This is a genomic window from Paraburkholderia sp. SIMBA_027 (assembly GCF_046535315.1).
GTDB classification, from domain to species: Bacteria; Pseudomonadota; Gammaproteobacteria; order Burkholderiales; family Burkholderiaceae; genus Paraburkholderia; species Paraburkholderia tropica.
The window spans coordinates 1-265 of sequence record NZ_JAWRWY010000768.1 but is presented as its reverse complement, the minus strand read 5'-3'; the positions used below and the strand labels follow the sequence as shown (position 1 = coordinate 265).

The 265-nt window shown below is 66.0% G+C and carries 1 pseudogene; it reads right to left on the bottom strand.

Annotated elements, in window-relative coordinates:
• Positions 1-265: pseudogene (locus SB764_RS41125) on the bottom strand (heavy metal translocating P-type ATPase); the annotation flags it as partial.

Sequence of the window (265 nt, the reverse complement as noted above, 5' to 3'; positions counted from 1 at the left end):
ATCGGCGCCTGGTCCACGCTCGAACGGCCCGCGACGATTTCGCCGTCGAGCGCGATGCGCTCACCCGGCTTCACGCGAACCAAAGCGCCGGGCGCGATCGATTTGAGCGCCGTCGAACGCCAGCTGCCGTCGGCTTGCTGCACGCTTGCCTGTTCTGGCGTCAGCTGCATCAGGCCTTTGATCGCGTTGCGGGCACGGTCGAGCGATTTCGCCTCGATCAACTCGGCGATCGTGAAGAGGACCATCACCATGGCGGCTTCCGGCC